Source organism: Pseudomonas flexibilis (genome assembly GCF_000806415.1).
GTDB lineage: Bacteria > Pseudomonadota > Gammaproteobacteria > Pseudomonadales > Pseudomonadaceae > Serpens > Serpens flexibilis.
The window spans coordinates 49,013-69,306 of the sequence record NZ_JTAK01000001.1 but is presented as its reverse complement, the minus strand read 5'-3'; the positions used below and the strand labels follow the sequence as shown (position 1 = coordinate 69,306).

The following is a 20,294-nucleotide window of genomic DNA, read 5'->3' as shown; positions in this document are numbered from 1 at the left end:
GGAGCAAGCGTGTAACCCGACAGGGAGCCGCTACTGCCCCGCCCAATCCAGGAATGCCTGTCGGCTTTGCGGATCGAGCAACCGCCACAACTGCTGCAGGGTGTGCAGAGTGGCGTCGTTGTGCGGCAAAGTCTGTGCGGGGGCGGCCGCCAGTGGTTCGATCGAAGCGGGCGCAGCAGGGCTGGAGTCACGGCCAAGCAGCTGGCTGACCGTGGACACCGGCCTCGGTCCCTGGGACGTGGCGATGCGCTCGCCGGTGGGCACGTTCACCGACCAGCCGGCGAAGGAATCCTGCATGGCCCGCGCGTCCTGCAGGCCGGCCGGCTCCCGGTAATCAAGCTTCCAGCGCTCGCCGGCGCGACCGGTGAGACGATAGGTCGCGCTGCGCGTGCGCACCACTTCGTGACTGAGGCCGCCGCCGATGTCGAAGACGTTCTCGTAGAAGGCATCGATCCGGTAATCGCCGGGGCGCAGGTGCAACACCCGACTTCCGGTGCCGAGCAACCCATTGGCGGCAGGTGCGGGCTGGCCGTTGATAGCCATCACTTCCAGCGCATCAGGCACATCAACCACGAGCACCTGCGCCTGCGACAACTCGGGCCCCGCGTACAGCTTGACGGGGGACTGCTGGGCACAGCCCGACAGCAGCCCGATCAGGGCCAGCCAGAATAGACGACGCATGAAGACTCCTTGGCGTTGGGGATGGGCCGCATGACGCTGCCCGATCGGTCAGAGCCAGAAGATTAAGAACGGACGATTACGTTTCGATGACAAAAAACCGGGCTGCTCGCAAGGAGCAGCCCGGCTGGAGATTTCCGCTCTCGGATGAGATCAGAAGTCGTAGCGCAGGCCCACGGACAGCGCGGAGGCCGTTTCGCCGTTGGTGCCGGGCGGGGTGGCGGTACGGGCCTGCCCCCAGGGCGTCAGCGCGATGTTGTCGTCGTTGTTGACCAGCGCGTAGTTGGCGTAGACGCGCACCGCCTTGTCCAGCTTGTGCTCGACACCCACGGCCAGCATGTCGCTGTCGCGGTCGTCAGCATCGACGGCGCGGGCCATCCACATGGCCTTGATGGCGGTGTTGGCGGCAACCTTGAGTTCGGCACCCAGGCCGTAGACATCGGAAGTGTTCTGCTCCTGAACCGCATCGCTGGTACCCGCCAGGCCGGTGTAGTCCAGGGTCTGGTAGAAGCCGACCAGCTTGGCAGCGCTGGTCAGCTTGTAGGCGGCAGCCAGACGAATACCGTCCCGCTCGCCGCGGGTGGCCTCTTCCGAAACCTGCTCATAGGCCAGAGAGGCTTCGAACGGGCCGCCGGCGTAGTTCAGCGACAGGCTGACACTGTCGGTCTTGTGATCCGAAGCGGCAACGCTGTCCTCGTGCACGGAGTACGCCAGCTTGGCATTGAAGCCGCTGAAGTTCGGAGTGGTGTACTGGAAGGTGTTGTCATAGCGCTCATCGAAGCGGGCCTGACCGGCACGCGTCAGGTTGCGCATATCACCCACTTGGTCGCCGAACAGGTTGGCCGGACCGCGGGCCACCTTGAACGGGCTGTCGAAACGACCCAGCTGGACGGCGCCGAAGTTGCCGCTCAGTCCGACAAAGGTGTCGCGGGTGCTGAAATTATCGCCATTGCTGTTGGTGAAATTGATTTCCTGCTCGATCTGGAAGAACGCCTTCAGATCGGGATTGATCTGATGATTACCCTTGAAACCCAGACGCGAGGAGTTGCTGGAAATGTTGACTTCGGAATAATCGGCGCCATCATCCAGGAAATCGGTGGAAACATGGACACGTCCATAAACATCAACATCCGCCATGGCCGCGGCGGGAATAACAGCTGCGGCACTGACAACCATCGCGATCAACTTCTTTTTCATCGGAAAGCTCCATCGGGTTTGTATAACGTCCGAGCGATTTGAACGTTTCGCTGTTTCGACCGAAGCGGAGTATCCGAACCGGATGTGACAGAGCCATTTCCGGATTATGAAAGTTTGAAGTCAGGGGAACTTTTTCACATTTTGTATAAGTAGACTTTTTCCAGGCAAAAAAATGGGCGACCGAAGTCGCCCAAAATGCCTTGCGTGCTCTTTGATCAGGAAGGATCAGTTGCTCTTGGTTTTCTTCGAGTCCTTCCAGATGAAATAGGCGAACCCGGCGCAGAAGACGACGCAGAGTCCGACGATAAGTACGCCTGCCAATACCACTTCATCGATAAACATGTCCGGGCTCCTCACCACGTGCTGGTTGATCGCAGATTGCCAGAGGACCGTCGGCGCCCATTGACCCAAGTCAAGTTTGCGACGCCCCGCCCATGCGGCAGGATGCTGCACCTGATCCAGATCAAGAGTGAGGCGCGCTGCGACGCAGGTTCGCCCGACCTGCGGGGAACGTCGCCGAAACAAATGGAAACAGAGGGAGACCGGCCCGAACACGCCGGCGGGGCGCTCAGCGCTTCTTCTTGCCGCCGCGTGGCTTCTTGCCCTTGGGCAGCGGCAACGCCCGCTCGAAGGCCTCGCGGACTTCGTTCAGGCGCTTTTCCTTGAGGTCGTGGATGCGCTTTTCGCGCTCGGCGGCGAAATCGATGGGCTTTTCGGTCATGCGGGTTCGGCTCGTTCAGGCCTTGATATCCACCCACAGGCCCTTGCGCGGCACGCTCGGGTCCAGGCTGGCCTCCAGGGCTTCCAGGTCTTCCTCGCCTTCGTCGAGGGCTTTCTTGATGCGGTCACGCTCGCGCTGCTGGCGCTGCCGGCGCTCCTGTTCCTCGCGCAGCCGCAGGGCGGTTTCCTCCGGATTGCGCTTGTCCAGGCTGACCGCGCCTTCCTTACCGGCTTGCTGGGTGGGCACCACGGGCGGAATGTCCGGCTTGGGCTTGGGCGGGTCCTGCTGGCTGGTCACGGGGATCTGGTTGGGCAGGATCGGCGGCAACATGATTGTTCTCCTTGTTGTCCAAGCTGTCGGCAGCCGGCGGTGCCCCTTTAGCAGCTACGCACGCCAACTGTGGAATCCCTCTGCGCTTCCGGTACCATACCCGGCTTTTTCACCAACGGAGACGCGAATGGCGCAGCAGCAGTATCAACCGGGGCAACGCTGGATCAGCGACAGCGAGGCCGAGCTGGGTCTCGGCACCATTCTGGCTCAGGATGGCCGTCTGTTGACCGTACTCTACCCAGCCACCGGCGATACCCGTCAGTATGCGCTGCGCAATGCTCCGCTGACCCGCGTGCGTTTCGCGCCCGGCGACGAGATCAGCCATTTCGAAGGCTGGAAGCTGACCGTGCGCGAAGTCGAGGACGTCGATGGGCTGCTGGTATACCACGGACTGAACGAGCAGAACGAGACCTGCTCGCTGCCGGAAACCCAGCTGTCGAACTTCATCCAGTTCCGCCTGGCCAGCGACCGCCTGTTCGCCGGGCAGATCGACCCCTTCGCCTGGTTTGCCCTGCGCTACCACAGCCTGGCCCACCGCGGCCGCATCCTGCAGTCGCCGCTGTGGGGCCTGGGCGGCGCCCGCGCGCAGCCGATCCCGCATCAGTTGCACATCGCCCGCGAGGTGGCCGACCGCATCGCCCCACGTGTGCTGCTGGCCGACGAAGTGGGCCTGGGCAAGACCATCGAGGCCGGCCTGGTCATCCACCGCCAGCTGCTTTCCGGGCGCGCCAGCCGCGTGCTGATCCTGGTGCCGGAGAACCTGCAGCACCAGTGGCTGGTGGAAATGCGCCGGCGCTTCAACCTGCCGGTGGCGCTGTTCGATGCCGAGCGCTTCGCCGAGAGCGATGCCGACAACCCCTTCGAGGACACCCAACTGGCGCTGGTCGCCCTGGAATGGCTGAAGGACGACGCCAAGGCCGCCGATGCCCTGCTGGCCGCCGGCTGGGACCTGCTGGTGGTGGACGAGGCTCACCACCTGGTCTGGCACCCGGAGAACGCCAGCCCGGAATACCAGCTGGTCGAGCGCTTGGCCGGCGCCATTCCCGGCGTGCTGCTGCTCACCGCCACCCCGGAGCAGCTCGGTCAGGACAGCCACTTCGCCCGCCTGCGCCTGCTCGACCCGAGCCGCTTCCACGACCTGCAGGCGTTCCGCGCCGAGAGCGCGCATTACCGTCCGGTGGCCGAGGCCGTGCAGGAGCTGCTCGACAACGGGCGCCTCTCGGAACAGGCGCACCGCACCATCCATGAGTTTCTCGGTGAGGAAGGCGAAGCCCTGCTGGCCGCCGTCACCGATGGCGACATCCAGGCCAGCCAGCGCCTGATCCGCGAGCTGATCGACCGCCACGGCACCGGCCGCGTGCTGTTCCGCAACACCCGCGCCGCCGTGCGTGGCTTCCCGGAACGCGAGCTGCATCCCTACCCGCTGCCGCAACCCGAGCAGTACCAGGACCTGCCCGGCGAGCAGGCCGAGCTGTATCCGGAGCTTGGCTATGCCGGCGACGCGGAGGAAGCGCGCTGGTGGCGCTTCGACCCGCGCGTGGAATGGCTGATCGACACCCTCAAGCTGCTCAAGCAGCACAAGGTGCTGGTCATCTGCGCCCACGCCGAGACCGCGCTGGACCTGGAAGAAGCGCTGCGCCTGCGTTCCGGCATCCCGGCCACGGTGTTCCACGAGGGCATGAGCATCCTCGAGCGCGACCGTGCCGCCGCCTATTTCGCGGACGAAGAGTTCGGCGCCCAGGTGCTGATCTGTTCGGAAATCGGTTCCGAGGGCCGCAACTTCCAGTTCGCCCATCACCTGGTGCTGTTCGACCTGCCGGCCCACCCGGACCTCCTCGAACAGCGCATCGGACGTCTGGACCGCATTGGCCAGAAGCACCGCATCCAGCTGCACGTGCCCTACCTGGAAGGCAGTGCCCAGCAGCGTCTGTTCCAGTGGTACCACCAGGCGCTGAATGCCTTCCTGGCCACCTGCCCGACCGGCAACGCCCTGCAGCAGCAGTTCGGCCCCCGCCTGCTGGAACAGCTCAACGGCGGCGACGACAAGCCCTGGCAAGCGCTGCTCGATGAGGCCCGCGCCGAGCGCGAGCGCCTGGAAGCCGAGATGCACAGCGGCCGGGACCGCCTGCTGGAACTCAACTCCGGCGGCGCCGGCGAAGGCGAGCGGCTGGTCGAGGCGATCCTCGAGCAGGACGACGAATTCGCCCTGCCCATCTATATGGAAGAGCTGTTCAACGCCTTCGGCATCCACAGCGAAGATCATTCGGAGAACGCGCTGATCCTGCGCCCGAGCGAGAAGATGCTGGACGCCAGCTTCCCGCTCGGCGACGACGAGGGCGTGACCATCACCTACGACCGCAGCCAGGCGCTGGCCCGCGAGGACATGCAGTTCCTTACCTGGGAACACCCGATGGTGCAAGGCGGCATGGACCTGGTGCTGTCCGGCTCGATGGGCAACACCTCGGTGGCGCTGATCAAGAACAAGGCGCTCAAGCCCGGCACCGTGCTGCTCGAGCTGCTGTTCGTCAGCGACGTGGTGGCGCCGCGCGCCCTGCAGCTCGGCCGTGTGCTGCCGCCCCAGGCGCTGCGCTGCCTGCTGGATGCCAAGGGCAACGACCTGGCCAGCAAGGTGAGCTTCGACACCCTCAACGACCAGCTGGAAAGCGTGCCGCGCGCCAGCGCCAACAAGTTCGTGCAGGCCCAGCGCGATGTGCTGAGCCAGCAGTTCAAGCTGGCCGAGGACAAGATGGCGCCGCGCCACGCCGAGCGCGTTGCCGAGGCCAAGCAGCGCTTCGCTGCCGAGCTGGACGAGGAACTGGCGCGCCTCACCGCCCTTCAGGCGGTCAACCCGAGCGTGCGCGACAGCGAAATCGAGGCGCTGCGCCGCCAGCGCGAGGACGGCCTGAGCTACCTGGACAAGGCCTCGCTGCGCCTGGAAGCCATTCGGGTGCTGGTGGCGGGCTGACCGCCGAATAGCTCGCGAATGAATTCGCTCCCACAGGGCACATGCTATTGCTCCTGTGGGGGCGGACCTGTCCGCGAGCGCTGGCAGGAGTTTCGGCAGGGTGGCCAACGCAACGCGTTGGCCACCTTCCCCCCTACCGAAGCCTTGGTCGGGCCGCACCGGCGGCCGGAACGGCGCCGACCGCCCTACCCAAACCACGGTCCTGTCAGCCTCTGTTAACCTCTCGCTTTCTATACCTGCAGCCCCGCCGCCATGTCCTTCAACGCCGTTTTCCTCGACTCCGCCACCCTCGACGACCTTGATTTCAGCAGCCTGCATGCCTGCTTCGACCGCCTGACGCTGCACAGCGCCAGCACGCCGGAGCAAGTCATCGAACGCCTGCGCGGCGCCCAGGTGGCGATCAGCAACAAGGTTCCGCTGACCGAGCAGGTGCTGGCCGCCTGCCCGGAGCTGAAGCTGGTGCTGATCTCCGCCACTGGCACCAACAACGTCGACCTGGCCGCCGCCCGGGCGCGCGGCATCACCGTGTGCAACTGCCAGGGCTACGGCACCGCCTCGGTGGCCCAGCACTGCCTGATGCTGCTGCTCGCCCTGGCTGGCAATCTCAGCGACTATCAGTCCGCCGTGCGTGCCGGCCGCTGGCAGCAGGCGCCGCAGTTCTGCCTGCTGGATTTCCCGATCGTCGAACTGGCCGGCAAGACCCTGGGCATCCTCGGCCATGGCGAGCTGGGCGGCGCCGTGGCACGGCTGGCCGAGGCCTTCGGCCTGCGCGTGCTGCTCGGCCAGTTGCCGGGGCGGCCGGCGCGCCCCGGCTATCTACCGCTGGACCAGCTGCTGCCGCAGGTGGACGCCCTCAGTCTGCATTGCCCGCTCACCGAACAGACCCGCAACCTGATCGGCGCCCGCGAGCTGGCGCTGCTCAAGCGCGGCGCGCTGCTGATCAATACCGCGCGCGGCGGACTGGTCGACGAGCAGGCCCTGGCCGACGCCCTGCGCAGCGGCCACCTGGGCGGCGCGGCCAGCGACGTGCTCAGCGAAGAGCCGCCGCGCAATGGCAATCCGCTGCTGGCGCCGGATATCCCGCGCCTGATCCTCACCCCGCACTGCGCCTGGGGCAGCCGCGAGGCGCGCCAGCGCATCCTCGAACAACTGGCCGAAAACGCCCGCGCCTTCCGCGCCGGCGCAGCGCTGCGCGTGGTCGGCTGACAGGAGAGATTTCATGGACCCACGAAGCGAAGTGCTGCTGCGCCAGGCCGAGCTGTTCACCGGCCAGGTGCTGCTGGCCGGTCTGCCGGCCGACGACCTGCTCGCCGCCCTGCCCGACGCCATTGGCTGGAGCTGGCACGCCGGCGAGCAGGCCACACTGCAGGCACGCTTCCCCGAGCGCAGCCGGTTCGGCACCACGCCGCCCGAGACGCCGTTCGAGACCGCCGTGCTGTTCCTGCCCAAGTCCCGCGAGCTGACCGACTACCTGCTGCAGGCGCTGGCTGCCCGGCTGGCCGGCAAATCGCTGTACCTGGTCGGCGAGAAGCGTGCCGGCGTGGAACGCGCCGCCAAGCAGCTGGCCACCTATGGCACGCCGCGCAAGCTGGACAGCGCCCGGCATTGCCAGCTGTGGCAGGTGCAGGTCGAACAGGCACCCGCGGTCCCGGTGCTGGAAGACCTGGCGCAACGCTACGAGCTGCCGCTGGCCGACGGCCCGCTGCAGGTGGTCACCCTGCCCGGCGTGTTCAGCCATGGACGTCTCGACGCCGGCAGCGCCCTGCTGCTGGAGCATCTGGACGACCTGCCGGCCGGGCCGCTGCTGGATTTCGGCTGCGGCGCCGGCGTGCTCGGCGCGGTGCTCAAGCGCCGCTACCCGGCCAGTCCGCTGCTGATGCTGGATGTGGACGCCTTCGCCCTGGCCAGCAGTCGCCTGACCCTGGCCGCCAACGGCCTGGACGCCGAGCTGATCGCCGGCGATGGCATCCACGCCGCGCCCACGGGCCTGGCGGCCATCGTCAGCAACCCGCCGTTCCACCAGGGCGTGCACACCGACTACCAGGCCAGCGAGACCCTGCTGCGCGACGCCGCCCGTTTCCTGCGTCCCGGCGGCGAGCTGCGGCTGGTGGCCAACAGCTTCCTCAAGTACCCGCCGCTGATCGAGCAGCACCTGGGTCCGTGCGCCACACTGGCCGAGAGGCAGGGGTTCCGCATCTACCGGGCGCGACGCAGCTCCTGACCGGGACTGGTGGGAGGGGCTTTAGCCGCGATGCTTTTGGGTGACTGCACGGCGCACCTTGCCGGCCGCACCTCGCCGGCCGCACCTTGCGGTGCGTTGGTGGATCGATGAAGCGCGATCCACCCTACGTAGGGTGGACAACGTTTTCCTTGTCGACCATCGCACCGGTACCGCCGGTCGCACGAGGAGCGGTTAAGCGGCAGGACGTCAGGCTTGCACCCACCCGCCTCGTTGGGCAGAATGCCCGCCGTCCTGGGGGAGTAGTCTCCTGCGAGCGCCCTGCTCGCGCGGCCCGCGTCAACATGCTTGGTCCACAGACCATGGCGCCGGCGACCCGACAGGCTTGAAGCCTGGGGTTTGACAAGACCTGTGACACGAACGACCCGACCCGGGGTGGGTGGGCGTGCGTGTCATTGCGTTCTCTTGTCGACCCACCCCTTTAGGAAGCCTGATGCTGGAATCCCTGCTGGTCCCCACCGGAATCGTCACCCTGGCCGAAATCGGCGACAAGACACAGTTGCTCGCCCTGGTGCTCGCTGCCCGTTTCCGCAAGCCCTGGCCGATCATCGCCGGGATCGTCGTTGCCACCCTGGCCAACCATTTCGCCGCCGGCGCGGTGGGCAACTGGATCGCCGACTGGCTGACGCCGGTGCTGCTGCACAGCCTGCTGGCCGTGGCCTTCCTGGCAGTGGCGGCCTGGGCGCTGATTCCCGACACCCTGGACGAGAACGAAGGCAGCCGCTTCAAGCGTCATGGCGCCTTCATCACCACGCTGATCGCCTTCTTCCTCGCCGAAATGGGCGACAAGACGCAGATCGCCACGGTGATGCTCGCCGCGCAGTACCCGGACTTCGTCATGGTCGTGCTGGGCACCACGCTGGGCATGCTGCTGGCCAACGTGCCGGTGGTGCTGGCCGGCAACTTCGCCGCCGAGCGCCTGCCGCTGAAGCTGATCCATCGCCTGGCGGCGCTGGCCTTCCTGCTGCTGGGACTGTATGCCGCCTATCAGGCCCTGCACCTGGCAGGGCTGCTGGGGTAGCAGCGGAGCAGCCCCTTGCTTGGGCGCTCATTGAGCGAAACCGCGCGACGGCGGCCAAGAAAGACGTTGTCCGCCCTATGAAGCGGGTATTGGCGTAGGGCGGTCAGCGCTCTATCTGACCGCCAGGGGCGCCCGTTCCGGCGTGACGGCGGACAATAAAGCGTTGCCTGTCCTACCGCGACGTCGCCTGCCGGTAGAGCGGCATCACCTTGGGAATGGTCTCGCGCAGGTTGCTCATGCGCGTGCTGGAAGACGGGTGGGTGCTCATGAATTCCGGCGGCGCGCCGTTGGCGGCGCGGGCCATCTTTTCCCACAGCGTGAGGGCGGCGTTCGGGTCGTAGCCGGCACGCGCCGAAAGCTCCAGGCCGATCAGGTCCGCCTCGTTCTCGTTGCCGCGACTGTTGGGCAGGGTCATCAGGTACTCGACACCCAGGTTGGCCATCTGCAAGCCGCCCTGCCCCACGCCCAGCGCAGCGCCGAGCTGGGTGGCCAACTCCACGCCATAGGCCTTGGACAGGGCTTCGCGGCTGTGCTCGCGCAGGGCATGGGCAATCTCATGGCCGATCACCGCGGCCAGTTCGTCGTCGGTCAGCTTCAGCTGCTCGATCAGCCCGGTGTAGACCATGATCTTGCCGCCCGGCCCGCAGTTGGCGTTCATCTCCTGGCTGTCGATCAGGCTGACTTCCCAGGGCCACTGGGCGGCATCCGGCCGGAACACCGGGGCCTGGGCGATCAGGCGCTGGGAAATCGTCTGTACCCGCCGGGCATCGGCAGTCCCCTTGACCAGCACGCCCGCGCTGGCCGCCTGGCTGATGGCCTCGTGGTACGACTGCGCGTACATCTGGTTGACCTGCTCGGTCGACAGCATGCTGAACATGTACTGCTTGCGATCGACGCCCACGGCGCCGCCGCTGGTGGTGTTCACCGCCTGGCAACCGGCAGCCAGGGCGCAGGCCAGCACGGTGGTGGGTAACGAGGGACGCTTCATCTGTCATACCTGCCTCAATGACAGGGTAATCCTAGGTCGCCGCATCGGAACGCGACAAGCCGCCAGCCGGACGGCCCATCGACCATACTCAACGCCACGTCGATTTGCGGAGAGCTGCCATGCGCTGGAAACGTGCCCGTCGAAGCGACAACGTGGTGGATGCCCGCAGCGGTGGACGCGGTCTGCGCGTCGGTGGCGGGCTGGGCCTGGGCGGCATCGCCATCGTTGTGGTCCTGAGCCTGATGATGGGCCAGGACCCGCTGCAGATCCTCGGCCAGCTGGCCGGTCCGGGCGGTACACCGGGGGTCGGACAGCAGGCCGCTCCCCCGTCGGCCGACGATCCGCACAGCCAGTTCGTGCGCGCCGTGCTGGGTGACACCGAGGACACCTGGGACGCGCTGTTCGCACAGGCGGGCGGCCAGTATGAACATCCGCGCCTGGTGCTGTTCAGCGGCGGAGTCAATTCGGCCTGCGGTTTCGCGTCCTCGGCGGTCGGCCCGTTCTACTGCCCGGCCGACCGGGCGGTGTACCTGGACCTGCAATTCTTCGCGGAACTGGAGCAGCGCTTCGGCGCCGCCGGTGATTTCGCCCAGGCCTACGTGATCGCCCACGAGGTGGGCCACCATGTGCAGACCCTGCTGGGTATCTCCCGTCAGGTCGAGGCCGCCCGTCAGCGTGGCGAACCGATGGAGGGAGCAGGCGGATTGTTGGTGCGTCAGGAACTGCAGGCCGACTGCCTGGCCGGCGTCTGGGCGCACCATGCGCAGCGGCGCCTGGACTGGATGGAGGAAGGCGATCTGGAGGAAGCGCTGAACGCCGCCAGCGCGATCGGCGATGACCGCCTGCAGAAGCGCACCCAGGGGCAGGTGGTGCCGGATTCCTTTACCCATGGCTCATCCGCACAACGGGTGCGCTGGTTCCGCATCGGCTTCGACAGCGGCGAGGCCGGGCGCTGCGATACCTTCGAGGCGGCGCGGTTGTAGGTGGCGCGTTCGGGCACACCGTCCGGAAAGAACCGACCGCCCGGACCTGTGGGAACGACTTCAGCGAGCGTGTGGCTATGGCCTGCACCAACGCTTCGACCAGAACATCGCGGCTAACGCCGCCCCCACGACCCCGCGACGGGCGCGTGCAACCGTCCTACCGCAGCCAGCCGTGCAGCTCTGCGCAATCGCGGGCGTGCCAGTCGGCCAGCTCCGGCCAGGGGTTGTCCGGCAGGTTGACCAGCACACTGCGCGCGCCGGCGGCGCGGGCGCATTCCAGGTCGAAGCGGTAGTCGCCGACCATCACCAGGCTCTGCGTGGGTATTTCCCAACGCGCCGCCAGCTTCAGCAGGCCGCCGGGATGCGGCTTGGGCGGCGCCTCGTCACGGCCGAGAACGTCATCGCGCTCGAAGCAGTCGCCCAGGCCGATGCCGTCGAGGGTGAGCTGAGCCAGCTCGTGAGCATTGCGCGTCAGCACGCCCAGGCGCACGCCGCGTTCGCACAGGTGCCGCACCAGTGCCACCGCGCCGGGCGCCGGCTGCGCGGCCAGTGCCAGTTCACGCTCGAGCTCCAGCAGCCAGGCCCGCTTGGCCCGCGCCTGCTCGGCCGGCAGCTCGGCCAGGTGGACGAGGATGTCGTCCTCGGCGGGAATGTCCAGCGCCCGGCGAATCGCCGCGAAATCATGCACGGCGACAGTCAGTGTGCCGTCCATGTCGAACACCCAGTGCCGGACATCGCGCAAGTTCATGCACGGCTCTCCCGACGACGGATCAGTCCTTCCTGGGCCACCGAGGCCACCAGTTCGCCGGCGCGGTTGAAGATGCTGCCGCGGCTGAAACCCCGCGCGCCGCCGCTCCACGGGCTTTCCTGAACGTACAGGTGCCAGTCGTCCATCTTCAGGTCGCGGTGGAACCACAAGGCGTGGTCGAGGCTGGCCACCTGCATGTCCGGCTGCCAGAACGAGGCGCCGTGCGGACGCAGCGACGCGGTCAACAGACCGAAGTCCGAGGCGTAGGCCAGCAGGTACTTGTGCAGCGCCGGGTTGGCCGACAGGCTGCCGTCGGCCTTGAACCAGTACATGTTCAGCGGCTCGCTGGGTTTCGGCCGGAAGGGATCGCCGGGGTTCACCGGACGAATCTGGATCGGTTTGGCACAGAAGATCTTGTCGCGCATCGGCTGCGGGATGCGCTCGGCATGCGGGCTGAACAGGTCCATTTCGCTGGGCAGGTTTTCCGGCGCCTCGATGCCCTCCGGCATGCTCGGCTGGTGCTCGAAGCCCGGCTCGTCGGCCTGGAAGGAGGCACTGCAGAAGAAGATCGGCTGACCCTTCTGGATCGCGGTGACCCGCCGGGTGCTGAAGCTGCCGCCGTCACGCACCCGCTCCACCTGGTAGACCACCGGCAGCAGGGCATCGCCCGCGCGCAGGAAGTAACCGTGCAGCGAGTGCACATGCCGATCGGCCATCACCGTCTGGCAGGCGGCGGACAGCGCCTGGCCAAGCACCTGGCCGCCGAACAGCTGGGGAAACCCCAGGTCCTGGCTGGCGCCACGAAACAGATTTTCCTCAATGGTTTCCAGGCTCAGCAGAGCCACCAGTTCATCCAGCACCTGACTCATGAATTTCCTCGACAAGGCATCTACCGCCGGGTCTCCCCCGGCTTGTTCAACGGTTCAACCGCGCAGGGCGACGGCCAGCTCGGCCAGCCAGGGTTCGGCATCCAGCTCCGGGGTGACCGTCTCGCTGGAGTCCAGGCGCAGCATCGGCAGCACTTCGCGGATGCCCAGCTCGGCATACAGCTCGCGGATCTGCTCGCCGCCGCCGCAGAAAGTGTCGCCGTAGCTGGAATCGCCCAGGCCGATCACCGCACCGGGCAAGCCGTACCAGGCCGGCGGCTGATCGCGCAGGGCGGCGTGGATCTTCTGCAGGCTGTCCGGCAGGTCGCCCATGCCGGTAGTCGAGGTGACCACCAGCAGCGCCTCGGGCGCCCAGGCGATCAGTTCGGCCAATTCGCCCCGCGGTTGATAGCGGGTTTCGAAGCCGGCCTGCTGCAACTGCTGCTCGGCGTGGCGGGCCACTTCCTCGGCCGTGCCGTACACGCTGCCGCTCAGAATCGCGATTTTCATGAAAAACTCCCACGTGACCGCTCAAGAATCGCGGCATTATGCCGCAAAACCGATATCCAGCCGGGAGTTGCATTTATGGGAACCGCTTATCGGAAGAAACGGGACCGCTTGCAACAAACGTCGAATAGCCGAGTCTTACAATCGGTTACCGCTTCGCTTCGAGATTTCCCCATGCGCAACGAGCCGCTGCTCACCCGTGACGAACTGGCCTTCCTCCAGCAGTTGCTGGATGAGCCCACGCCTTCCGTCACGCACGACACCAGTCGCTTGGTGCTCGACAGCAGCCCCGCCATCCATGCCCTGCTGGCCAGCCTGGGTGATGACGCGCACCTGACCGTCGAGGCCCAGGTCAACGGTCAGCGCCTGAGCTTCCCGCTGCGTCTGAATCGTGACGAGGTGCAAACCCTGCAGTTGCAGCTGGAAACGCCGCAGATCTTCGAGAAGGGCCTGGTCGAACGTCCGTGGCGCGCCACCCTGGCCACGCCGTTGGCGCTGCTGGACCGCGCTGGCGCGGCCACCGGCCTGTCGGTGCGCCAGCTCTCGCTCAACGGTGCACTGGTGGCCGGCGCCTCGCTGCCGAACAACTTCACCCTGTGGATGGTACTGCCGGACAAATCCACCCTGTCGCTGCGCGGCAAGCAGGTGCGCGTGCTGGAGGAAGGGCTGGCGGCGTATCGCATCACCCCGCTGCAGCGTAACGGCCTGGCGCGCCTGCAGGATCTGCTGGTCACGCTGCACCACGAGGCACAGGCCCACTGATCCATTGCTCCATGCCGGTGCCGCTCGCACCGACAACCAATCCTCTTCGCCACCGACCAGCATCCTCACGCCAACCCGTGGGAGCGAATTCATTCGTGAAATGCCCGGTTCGGCGCGCACACCCGCACGTCCGTCACAAGACCACTTGCATTTCGGCTTGCAGCTTGCATGATTGCGCTCCGAGCGCGCCCCGCCACCCCTGGGGCGCGTAACCGTATCCGCCCTACCCGGGCGGTCACCGCAAGGAGTCGCAGGATGCCTACCCCGCCCATGACCCTGTTGGTTGCTCGCCGCGTCGAGCCTGCCCACTACACCGCATTCATCGAATGGATGCATGAAGGCGAACGCCTGGCCGCCGATTTCCCCGGCTACCTCGGTTCCGGGATGCTCGCCCCGCCGCCCGGCGACAACGAATTCCAGATGATCTTTCGCTTCAGCGACCCGGACAGCCTGGCCGCCTGGGAGCACTCGGCCTCGCGCCAGGCCTGGTTGCAGCGCGGCCAGGGCCTGTTCGACCGTCCCCACGAGCACCGCGCCCTGGGCCTGGACGGCTGGTTCAACGAGGCCACCCGCCCGCCGCGCTGGAAACAGAGCCTGGTGATCTGGCTGGCGTTCTTTCCGGTGTCGCTGCTGTTCAACCTGTTGTTCGGCGGCTACCTGGCCGACTGGCCGATGCCGGCCCGGGTGCTGGTCACCACGCTGGCCCTGACGCCACTGATGACCTACCTGGTGATTCCGCAGGTGACGCGCCTGCTGGCGCCCTGGCTGCAGCGGCCGACCCGGACCAGCGCCCGCCTGCGCGCCTTGCTGGCCCGCCACTGATTGCCGGCGGCGGACGGCTGCTATAGGTTGGCGCCTCCAGCCGTCACCGCCCGAGCGTGCCCATGCCCCACTCCCCGGCCCCCATCCTGATCACCGGCGCCAGCCAGCGCGTCGGCCTGCACTGCGCGCTGCGCCTGCTCGACGACGGCCAGCCGGTGATCGTCAGCTACCGCAGCGAGCGCCCGGGCCTGGAGCAACTGCGCCAGCGCGGCGCCGAGCTGCTGCGCGCGGACTTTGCCGACGAGGCCGGCATCCTCGATTTCATCGCCCGCCTGCGCCAGCACACCGGCCGGCTGCGCGCCATCGTGCACAACGCCTCCGAATGGCTGGCCGAAGAGCCCGGCCAGGAGGCCGAGGCGTTCCGGCGCATGGTCAACGTGCACATGCTGGCGCCCTACCTGATCAATCTGCACTGCGCCGACCTGCTGCTGGACAGCGCGCCGGCAGACATCGTGCACATCGGCGACGACGTGGTGCGCAAGGGCAGCGCCAAGCACACCGCCTACTGCGCCAGCAAGGCCGGCCTGGACAGCCTGACCCTGTCGTTCGCCGCACGCCTGGCGCCGAACATCAAGGTCAACGGCATTGCCCCAGCGCTGCTGATGTTCAACGAGGGTGACGACGAGGATTACCGCCGCCGCGCACTGGCCAAGTCGCCGCTGGGATTCGCGCCGGGGCCGGAGGTGATCTATCAGAGCCTGCGCTACCTGCTGGATACCCCTTACCTGACCGGCACCACGCTCACGGTGAATGGCGGTCGGCATCTCAAGTAGCCCCAGTCGTGCGATACTCGCCGCCCCCCAGAATCGGAGAGCAACGGCCATGCGACTGGAACCGGGAATGGCGCGCATTCGGGTCAAGGACCTGCGCCTGCGGACCTACATCGGCATCAAGGAAGAGGAAGTCCTCAACAAGCAGGACGTGCTGATCAACCTGACCATCCTCTATGCGGCGCACCAGGCGGTGGCGGAAAACGCCATCGAGCGGGCGCTGAACTACCGCACCATCACCAAGGCGATCATCGCCCACGTGGAGGGCAACCGCTTCGCCCTGCTGGAACGCCTGACCCAGGAAGTACTGGACCTGGTGATGGCCCACTCCGAGGTGCGCTACGCGGAAGTCGAGGTAGACAAGCCCCACGCGCTGCGCTTCGCCGAATCCGTCTCCATCACCCTCGCCGGTCACCGCGAATAGCCTGGAGTCCCCCTATGAACGAACAACAACGCCTGGAACTGGAAGCCGCGGCCTTCCGCCGCCTGGTGCAGCATTTCCAGGAACGCACCGATGTGCAGAACATCGACCTGATGAACCTGGCCGGTTTCTGCCGCAACTGCCTGGCCAAGTGGTACAAGGCCGCCGCCGACGAGCGCGGCGTGGAACTGGAGCTGGAGGCCGCGCGCGAGGCGGTGTACGGCATGCCGTATGCCGAGTGGAAGTCCCGTTACCAGCGCGAAGCCAGCGCCGAGCAACTGGCCAGTTTCGAGAAGAACAAGCCCGAATGAACCTGAACGACTTTCGCACCGCCCTGCGCAGCGAACAGCACCTGTTCGCCGACACCCTGGCGTTCATCGGCGCCCGGTACGACTACACGCCAAGCGCCTTTCGCAACGGCGACCAGCAGAACGCCGCCGGCCAGAACGAAGGCTCGTGCAAGGTGCTGGGCATGGCCCTGCTGGAAGGCCTGACGGACGAGGAGGCCCTGCGGGCCTTCGGCGAGCACTACCGCAGCGTGCTGGCCACGCCCGAGGGAAGTGACCACGGCAACATCCGTGCGCTGGTGAAGACCGGCCTGGCCGGCGTGGCGTTCGAGCAACTGCCGCTGGCGCGCAAGCAGTAAGCATCCACGACGTGGAACTGGCAAGCCGCGCAGGGTGGACAACGTTTGCCTTGTCCACCGCCTCGCAACGCCGAAGCGGCGGCCAGAACGGCGCCGACCGCCCTACTTTCAGCCGCGCGCTGCGCGGATCGCCTCGATATAGGGCTCAGCCTGGCGCTGGTCCTCGATCATGGTGATGAAGGCGTCGGCGGCCGCCAGGTCGTAGCCGGCCTCGCGGAAGAACACCAGGAAGCGCTCGAAGTCGCCGATGCGCAGGCCGCGATAGGCCTTGACCAGCTTGTGCAGTGCCGGCGGGGTGTCGTCGGCCGGCTCCATGGCCAGGTAGGCCTTGATGGCTTCGTCGCCGATTTCCTCGCCGATCACCTGCTTCTTGTCCTTGCGCATCGCTCGCCTCGCTCATGTCAAAGGGCCCGCAGTGTACTCCCCCGCCCCGGCGGCGCTCAACGCAACCAATCGCTGCGCATTTCCTTACGGAGAGCAGGCGTATACTGGCCCGGCATTGCCCTCCGGGAGCCATCATGTCCTTGCAACTACCGCTGTTCGCGGCCTGGCGCCAGACGCTGCGCGCCGGCTATTCCCGTTCTTCCCTGCAGGGGGACCTCGCCGCCGGCCTGACGGTCGGCATCATCGCCATCCCCCTGGCCATGGCGCTGGCCATCGCCGTTGGCGTGCCGCCACAGCATGGCCTGTACACCGTGCTGGTCGCCGCTCCGCTGATTGCCCTGCTTGGCGGCTCGCGCTTCAACATTTCCGGCCCCACCGCCGCCTTCGTGGTCATCCTGCTGCCCATCACCCAGCAATACGGCATCGGCGGCCTGCTGCTCTGCACCCTGCTGGCCGGGCTGATCCTGATCGCCCTGGGCCTGCTGCGCGCTGGCAAGCTGATCAGCTTCGTGCCCTATCCGGTGACCCTGGGCTTCACCGCCGGCATCGGCATTGTCATCGCTACCCTGCAGATCAAGGACTTCCTCGGCCTGCAGCCGCAGGGCGAACCCGCCCACTATGTGGCGCAGCTGATGAGCCTGGGCGAGGCGCTGCCCACCCTGCAGTTCGGCGATGCGCTGGTTGGCATGGTCTGCCTGGGCGTGCTGATCGTCTGGCCGCGCTTCGTGCCGAAGATCCCGGGACACCTGGTCGCCCTGCTGGTCGGCACCCTGCTCGGCCTGCTGCTGGAATCGGTCGGCCTGCCGCTGGCCACCCTGGGCGAGCGCTTCAGCTACACGCTGGACGGCGTCGAGCATCCCGGGATCCCGCCGTTCCTGCCCAGTTTCGCCTGGCCGTGGGATCTGCCCGGCCCGGACGGCCAGCCACTGGTGCTGTCCTTCGAGCTGATCCGCCAGTTGATGGCGCCGGCCTTTGCCATCGCCATGCTGGGCGCCATCGAGTCGCTGCTGTGCGCGGTGGTGGCCGACGGCATGGCCGGCACCAAGCACGATCCCAACGCCGAACTGCTCGGCCAGGGCATTGGCAACCTGGTGGCGCCGCTGTTCGGCGGCATCACCGCCACGGCGGCGCTGGCCCGTACCGCCACCAACGTGAAGGCGGGCGCCTTTTCGCCGGTGGCAGCCATCGTGCATGCCGGGGTGGTGCTGCTGGCCGTGCTGCTGCTGTCGCCGCTGTTCAGCTACCTGCCAATGTCGGCCCTGGCGGCCCTGCTGCTGATGGTCGCCTGGAACATGAGCGAAGCCCACCATGTGGTGCACACCGTGAAGATCGCGCCGCGCACCGATGTGCTGGTGCTGCTGGTCTGCCTGGTGCTCACCGTGCTGTTCGACATGGTGCTGGCGGTCGGCGTCGGCCTGCTGCTGGCCGCCGGCCTGTTCATCAAGCGCATGAGCGATGTCACCGACACCGCCAGCCTGCCGCCCGGCTACCACGAGGCGCTGCATGATTTGCCCGAGGGCGTGGCCGCCTATGCCATTCGCGGCCCGCTGTTCTTCGGCGCGGCGGAGAAGGCGCTGGACGCCCTGCGCCGCTTCGATCGCGAGATGAAGGTGGTGATCGTCGAGATGAGCGCCGTGCCGCTGCTGGACATGACCGCCCTGGCGGCAGTGGAAAGCATCCTGGATCACTACCAGCGCCACGGCATCGGCCTGGTACTGGTAGGCACCACGCCCCGGGTGCGTCTGAAATTGCGCCGCGCCGGCATCCACCGTCGCGAGGGCGAGCTGGCGTTCGTGCGCAACCTGGCGCAAGCCCGCGAGAAGGCGCTGCGCTGGCTGGATGACCGGGGCACACCGGCCGCGTAGGCGGTCGGCGCTGTTCCGGCCGCCGCAGGGTCCCACTCGGTGGCCAAGGCGATGCCTTGACCATCCTACGCCCGGGTTACGGCCCGTGGGGCGGTCCCGCCCCGGCGGCCAGGAACTACCCGATCAGGCCCTGGGCAGGGTGACGCCGGTCTGGCCCTGGTATTTGCCGCCGCGATCGCGGTAGGAGACTTCGCAGGGCTCGTCGGACTGCAGGAACAGCATCTGCGCCACACCCTCGTTGGCATAGATCTTCGCCGGCAGGGTGGTGGTGTTGGAGAATTCCAGGGTCACGTGGCCTTCCCATTCCGGTTCCAGCGGGGTGACGTTGACGATGATGCCGCAGCGCGCGTAGGTGCTCTTGCCCAGGCAGATGGTCAGCACGTCGCGCGGAATACGGAAGTACTCGACGGTGCGCGCCAGGGCGAAGGAGTTCGGCGGAATGATGCACACCGGGCCCTTCACGTCCACGAAGCTCTTTTCGTCGAAGTTCTTCGGGTCCACGGTGGCCGAGTGGATGTTGGTGAACACCTTGAATTCGTCGGCGCAGCGCACGTCGTAGCCATAGCTGGAGACACCGTAGGAGATCAGCCGCTCGCTGCCCTCGGTGCGCACCTGGCGTTCGACGAAGGGCTCGATCATGCCGTGCTCCTGGGCCATGCGGCGGATCCACTTGTCCGATTTGATGCTCATCGCGGTGTCCTGAATGGGTTCAACTGGAATGGCGCGCATCTTACCGGGCCAATGTCGCTCCTTCCAAGCCGAGGCGCCGGGTGAAGCCCATTTTCCCCCATTCGTCCACTGATCCAGATCAACATTCCCAGCCCCGCTCTTGCATAGCCTCGCATGCTGGCACGGTGCCTTTAAACCGAACGAACCGGGATATCCAGCAGCGGAAGGGAATGAACGATGGCGCTCAAGATCGAGTGGTCGGCCGAATTCGAAACAGGGATCGACCTGATTGATGAACAGCACAAGCGGCTGTTCGAGTATTTCGAGGAGATTCAGAACTGCATCGAAAGTGGCGATGGCAGCCAGGTGGAGATTCTCTGCCGCGGCCTGATCGACTATGTGCTTTCGCACCTGGTGTTCGAGGAGTCACTGATGGAGCAGGCCGGCTATCCGATGTTCGAAGCCCATCGCCAGGTACACGACGCATTCCGCCAGCGCGCCAACGAATACCTGGACAAGGTGACCAACGGCATCGACCCGCTCAAGGTGGCGCGCGACATGCGCACCGACGTGGGCCTGTGGCTGATCAACCACATCAAGCACGAAGACAAGCACTACGTCGCCCTGGTCAAGAAGAACCTCGACCGCGGCTTCGCCTCGCGCATGCTCGGCAAGTTCTTCGGCTGAGCACCCGGACAGGCACCGGGTGCCA

The 20,294-nt window shown here is 66.7% G+C and carries 24 protein-coding genes and 1 riboswitch; of the genes, 13 read left to right on the top strand and 11 right to left on the bottom strand.

All coding sequences use genetic code 11. The annotated features are described in order from the left end of the window. Window positions 1-30: 30 nt before the first annotated feature. From PT85_RS00350 to PT85_RS00335, 5 genes are all read right to left on the bottom strand, one after another. Window positions 31-681: a DUF2057 family protein gene (locus tag PT85_RS00350; RefSeq protein ID WP_039605640.1), complete on the bottom strand. Its 651-nt coding sequence runs from the start codon at window positions 679-681 to the stop codon at window positions 31-33. A 150-nt stretch (window positions 682-831) separates the two neighbouring features. Then, entirely contained in the window at window positions 832-1,875 is a 1,044-nt protein-coding gene (locus tag PT85_RS00345; protein WP_039559905.1) for a porin, read from the bottom strand. 225 nt (window positions 1,876-2,100) lie between these two features. After that, window positions 2,101-2,217 (bottom strand): cytochrome c oxidase subunit CcoM, encoded by a 117-nt coding sequence (ccoM, locus tag PT85_RS18385; RefSeq protein WP_039559904.1) that lies wholly within the window; start codon window positions 2,215-2,217, stop codon window positions 2,101-2,103. 226 nt (window positions 2,218-2,443) lie between these two features. Continuing rightward, a complete protein-coding gene (locus tag PT85_RS18135) occupies window positions 2,444-2,596 on the bottom strand; it encodes a hypothetical protein (RefSeq protein WP_169745294.1) in 153 nt (50 codons plus the stop codon). A gap of 15 nt (window positions 2,597-2,611) precedes the next feature. Next, a complete protein-coding gene (locus PT85_RS00335; protein WP_039559902.1) occupies window positions 2,612-2,926 on the bottom strand; it encodes a hypothetical protein in 315 nt (104 codons plus the stop codon). 127 nt (window positions 2,927-3,053) lie between these two features. On the opposite strand from PT85_RS00335, the gene rapA reads away from it, so the two are divergent. The 4 genes from rapA to PT85_RS00315 all read left to right on the top strand — a co-directional run bounded on the left by rapA (window position 3,054) and on the right by PT85_RS00315 (window position 9,151). Beyond that, window positions 3,054-5,891, top strand: a complete 2,838-nt coding sequence (rapA, locus tag PT85_RS00330; RefSeq protein ID WP_039605639.1) for an RNA polymerase-associated protein RapA — start codon at window positions 3,054-3,056, stop codon at window positions 5,889-5,891. 252 nt (window positions 5,892-6,143) lie between these two features. Beyond that, complete coding sequence (locus PT85_RS00325; RefSeq protein WP_039605638.1) at window positions 6,144-7,097, top strand: 2-hydroxyacid dehydrogenase; 954 nt, start codon at window positions 6,144-6,146, stop codon at window positions 7,095-7,097. Between the two features lie 13 nt (window positions 7,098-7,110). Further along, window positions 7,111-8,112 (top strand): class I SAM-dependent methyltransferase, encoded by a 1,002-nt coding sequence (locus PT85_RS00320; RefSeq protein ID WP_039605637.1) that lies wholly within the window; start codon window positions 7,111-7,113, stop codon window positions 8,110-8,112. Between the two features lie 243 nt (window positions 8,113-8,355). Further along, a riboswitch (yybP-ykoY riboswitch) is annotated at window positions 8,356-8,543 on the top strand. Between the two features lie 20 nt (window positions 8,544-8,563). After that, window positions 8,564-9,151, top strand: a complete 588-nt coding sequence (locus PT85_RS00315) for a TMEM165/GDT1 family protein (protein WP_027590797.1) — start codon at window positions 8,564-8,566, stop codon at window positions 9,149-9,151. A 172-nt stretch (window positions 9,152-9,323) separates the two neighbouring features. On the opposite strand, the gene PT85_RS00310 is transcribed toward PT85_RS00315, so the two are convergent. Beyond that, window positions 9,324-10,139, bottom strand: coding sequence for a M48 family metallopeptidase (locus tag PT85_RS00310; protein WP_027590798.1), 816 nt, complete (start codon window positions 10,137-10,139; stop codon window positions 9,324-9,326). A gap of 119 nt (window positions 10,140-10,258) precedes the next feature. On the opposite strand from PT85_RS00310, the gene ypfJ reads away from it, so the two are divergent. Continuing rightward, window positions 10,259-11,122 carry a KPN_02809 family neutral zinc metallopeptidase gene (ypfJ, locus tag PT85_RS00305; RefSeq protein WP_039605636.1) on the top strand — a complete coding sequence of 288 codons (864 nt, stop codon included), beginning with the start codon at window positions 10,259-10,261 and terminating at the stop codon, window positions 11,120-11,122. Between the two features lie 157 nt (window positions 11,123-11,279). Here ypfJ and PT85_RS00300 read toward each other — a convergent pair whose 3' ends face one another. The 3 genes from PT85_RS00300 to PT85_RS00290 are packed head-to-tail and all read right to left on the bottom strand — an operon-like array spanning window position 11,280 to window position 13,246. Continuing rightward, entirely contained in the window at window positions 11,280-11,870 is a 591-nt protein-coding gene (locus PT85_RS00300) for an HAD family hydrolase (RefSeq protein WP_039605635.1), read from the bottom strand. After that, window positions 11,867-12,739, bottom strand: a complete 873-nt coding sequence (locus PT85_RS00295; protein WP_027590801.1) for an acyl-CoA thioesterase — start codon at window positions 12,737-12,739, stop codon at window positions 11,867-11,869. The genes PT85_RS00300 and PT85_RS00295 overlap by 4 nt, the downstream gene beginning before the upstream one ends. A 54-nt stretch (window positions 12,740-12,793) precedes the next feature. Then, window positions 12,794-13,246, bottom strand: a complete 453-nt coding sequence (locus PT85_RS00290) for a flavodoxin (protein WP_027590802.1) — start codon at window positions 13,244-13,246, stop codon at window positions 12,794-12,796. Between the two features lie 171 nt (window positions 13,247-13,417). Between PT85_RS00290 and PT85_RS18130 the strand changes: the two genes are divergently transcribed. The 6 genes from PT85_RS18130 to PT85_RS00260 all read left to right on the top strand — a co-directional run bounded on the left by PT85_RS18130 (window position 13,418) and on the right by PT85_RS00260 (window position 16,664). After that, window positions 13,418-14,005 (top strand): hypothetical protein, encoded by a 588-nt coding sequence (locus tag PT85_RS18130; protein ID WP_051587460.1) that lies wholly within the window; start codon window positions 13,418-13,420, stop codon window positions 14,003-14,005. A 255-nt stretch (window positions 14,006-14,260) separates the two neighbouring features. Continuing rightward, on the top strand, window positions 14,261-14,827 hold the full coding sequence (locus tag PT85_RS00280) for an antibiotic biosynthesis monooxygenase (RefSeq protein WP_039605634.1): 567 nt from the start codon (window positions 14,261-14,263) through the stop codon (window positions 14,825-14,827). A gap of 62 nt (window positions 14,828-14,889) precedes the next feature. Beyond that, window positions 14,890-15,600 carry a dihydromonapterin reductase gene (gene folM, locus PT85_RS00275; protein WP_039605633.1) on the top strand — a complete coding sequence of 237 codons (711 nt, stop codon included), beginning with the start codon at window positions 14,890-14,892 and terminating at the stop codon, window positions 15,598-15,600. A gap of 49 nt (window positions 15,601-15,649) precedes the next feature. Next, window positions 15,650-16,021: a dihydroneopterin triphosphate 2'-epimerase gene (gene folX, locus PT85_RS00270; RefSeq protein WP_037009107.1), complete on the top strand. Its 372-nt coding sequence runs from the start codon at window positions 15,650-15,652 to the stop codon at window positions 16,019-16,021. 14 nt (window positions 16,022-16,035) lie between these two features. Continuing rightward, window positions 16,036-16,329, top strand: a complete 294-nt coding sequence (locus tag PT85_RS00265) for a DUF1244 domain-containing protein (RefSeq protein WP_027590806.1) — start codon at window positions 16,036-16,038, stop codon at window positions 16,327-16,329. Continuing rightward, entirely contained in the window at window positions 16,326-16,664 is a 339-nt protein-coding gene (locus tag PT85_RS00260) for a HopJ type III effector protein (protein WP_039605632.1), read from the top strand. Before PT85_RS00265 ends, PT85_RS00260 begins: the two co-directional genes overlap by 4 nt. Window positions 16,665-16,772: 108 nt before the next feature. On the opposite strand, the gene PT85_RS00255 is transcribed toward PT85_RS00260, so the two are convergent. Continuing rightward, window positions 16,773-17,048, bottom strand: a complete 276-nt coding sequence (locus PT85_RS00255) for a PA4642 family protein (protein WP_039605631.1) — start codon at window positions 17,046-17,048, stop codon at window positions 16,773-16,775. A gap of 134 nt (window positions 17,049-17,182) precedes the next feature. Here PT85_RS00255 and dauA point away from each other — a divergent pair, with 134 nt between their 5' ends. Beyond that, window positions 17,183-18,913 carry a C4-dicarboxylic acid transporter DauA gene (dauA, locus tag PT85_RS00250; RefSeq protein ID WP_039605630.1) on the top strand — a complete coding sequence of 577 codons (1,731 nt, stop codon included), beginning with the start codon at window positions 17,183-17,185 and terminating at the stop codon, window positions 18,911-18,913. Window positions 18,914-19,036: 123 nt separating this feature from the next. On the opposite strand, the gene dcd is transcribed toward dauA, so the two are convergent. Continuing rightward, window positions 19,037-19,603 (bottom strand): dCTP deaminase, encoded by a 567-nt coding sequence (gene dcd / locus PT85_RS00245; protein ID WP_027590810.1) that lies wholly within the window; start codon window positions 19,601-19,603, stop codon window positions 19,037-19,039. A gap of 216 nt (window positions 19,604-19,819) precedes the next feature. Between dcd and PT85_RS00240 the strand changes: the two genes are divergently transcribed. Continuing rightward, window positions 19,820-20,269, top strand: a complete 450-nt coding sequence (locus PT85_RS00240) for a bacteriohemerythrin (protein WP_027590811.1) — start codon at window positions 19,820-19,822, stop codon at window positions 20,267-20,269. Window positions 20,270-20,294: the final 25 nt, after the last annotated feature.

Coding starts and splice junctions, on each gene's coding strand:
- PT85_RS00350 (WP_039605640.1), bottom strand. CDS start 681: ATGCGTCGTCTATTCTGGCTGGCCCTGATCGGGCTGCTGTCGGGCTGT.
- PT85_RS00345 (WP_039559905.1), bottom strand. CDS start 1,875: ATGAAAAAGAAGTTGATCGCGATGGTTGTCAGTGCCGCAGCTGTTATT.
- ccoM (WP_039559904.1), bottom strand. CDS start 2,217: ATGTTTATCGATGAAGTGGTATTGGCAGGCGTACTTATCGTCGGACTC.
- PT85_RS18135 (WP_169745294.1), bottom strand. CDS start 2,596: ATGACCGAAAAGCCCATCGATTTCGCCGCCGAGCGCGAAAAGCGCATC.
- PT85_RS00335 (WP_039559902.1), bottom strand. CDS start 2,926: ATGTTGCCGCCGATCCTGCCCAACCAGATCCCCGTGACCAGCCAGCAG.
- rapA (WP_039605639.1), top strand. CDS start 3,054: ATGGCGCAGCAGCAGTATCAACCGGGGCAACGCTGGATCAGCGACAGC.
- PT85_RS00325 (WP_039605638.1), top strand. CDS start 6,144: ATGTCCTTCAACGCCGTTTTCCTCGACTCCGCCACCCTCGACGACCTT.
- PT85_RS00320 (WP_039605637.1), top strand. CDS start 7,111: ATGGACCCACGAAGCGAAGTGCTGCTGCGCCAGGCCGAGCTGTTCACC.
- PT85_RS00315 (WP_027590797.1), top strand. CDS start 8,564: ATGCTGGAATCCCTGCTGGTCCCCACCGGAATCGTCACCCTGGCCGAA.
- PT85_RS00310 (WP_027590798.1), bottom strand. CDS start 10,139: ATGAAGCGTCCCTCGTTACCCACCACCGTGCTGGCCTGCGCCCTGGCT.
- ypfJ (WP_039605636.1), top strand. CDS start 10,259: ATGCGCTGGAAACGTGCCCGTCGAAGCGACAACGTGGTGGATGCCCGC.
- PT85_RS00300 (WP_039605635.1), bottom strand. CDS start 11,870: ATGAACTTGCGCGATGTCCGGCACTGGGTGTTCGACATGGACGGCACA.
- PT85_RS00295 (WP_027590801.1), bottom strand. CDS start 12,739: ATGAGTCAGGTGCTGGATGAACTGGTGGCTCTGCTGAGCCTGGAAACC.
- PT85_RS00290 (WP_027590802.1), bottom strand. CDS start 13,246: ATGAAAATCGCGATTCTGAGCGGCAGCGTGTACGGCACGGCCGAGGAA.
- PT85_RS18130 (WP_051587460.1), top strand. CDS start 13,418: ATGCGCAACGAGCCGCTGCTCACCCGTGACGAACTGGCCTTCCTCCAG.
- PT85_RS00280 (WP_039605634.1), top strand. CDS start 14,261: ATGCCTACCCCGCCCATGACCCTGTTGGTTGCTCGCCGCGTCGAGCCT.
- folM (WP_039605633.1), top strand. CDS start 14,890: ATGCCCCACTCCCCGGCCCCCATCCTGATCACCGGCGCCAGCCAGCGC.
- folX (WP_037009107.1), top strand. CDS start 15,650: ATGCGACTGGAACCGGGAATGGCGCGCATTCGGGTCAAGGACCTGCGC.
- PT85_RS00265 (WP_027590806.1), top strand. CDS start 16,036: ATGAACGAACAACAACGCCTGGAACTGGAAGCCGCGGCCTTCCGCCGC.
- PT85_RS00260 (WP_039605632.1), top strand. CDS start 16,326: ATGAACCTGAACGACTTTCGCACCGCCCTGCGCAGCGAACAGCACCTG.
- PT85_RS00255 (WP_039605631.1), bottom strand. CDS start 17,048: ATGCGCAAGGACAAGAAGCAGGTGATCGGCGAGGAAATCGGCGACGAA.
- dauA (WP_039605630.1), top strand. CDS start 17,183: ATGTCCTTGCAACTACCGCTGTTCGCGGCCTGGCGCCAGACGCTGCGC.
- dcd (WP_027590810.1), bottom strand. CDS start 19,603: ATGAGCATCAAATCGGACAAGTGGATCCGCCGCATGGCCCAGGAGCAC.
- PT85_RS00240 (WP_027590811.1), top strand. CDS start 19,820: ATGGCGCTCAAGATCGAGTGGTCGGCCGAATTCGAAACAGGGATCGAC.